Source organism: Streptomyces sp. P9(2023) (genome assembly GCF_032436795.1).
Lineage (GTDB): Bacteria > Actinomycetota > Actinomycetes > Streptomycetales > Streptomycetaceae > Streptomyces.
In genome coordinates this window covers 1-290 of the sequence record NZ_JAUPWM010000341.1, presented here as the reverse complement: position 1 = coordinate 290, position 290 = coordinate 1, and the positions used below count along the sequence as shown (strand labels likewise).

Annotated in this window: 1 protein-coding gene; it reads left to right on the top strand. The window is 45.9% G+C overall.

Annotated features, from left to right (window positions below; translation table 11 throughout):
• Nucleotides 1–36: 36 nt before the first annotated feature.
• A partial coding sequence (locus Q5762_RS37870; RefSeq protein ID WP_315896851.1) for a condensation domain-containing protein occupies nt 37–290 on the top strand: 254 nt, incomplete at its 3' end.

Below are 290 nucleotides of genomic sequence, written 5' to 3'. Positions count from 1 at the left end.
GCCTCTCAATATGCAGACGTCGTCAATCAACTTAAACTGCGGGATAAAGCCCCCGCTCAAGCACTTTGGCAACAGATACTGAAGGACGTGACACCAACGATTGCCTTCGAAGATATCCCCGTTGAGGATAGTGTAAAAGAGGGTGAGTTGATCATTTGCGCAGAGCAAACCCAGCAATTAACCCAATGCTTAAGTCGTTATGGTTTGACGATCAATTCATTGGTACAAGGGATTTGGTCATGTATTTTGGGGAGCATGACAGGTCGAGAAGATATCGTATTTGGTACGCC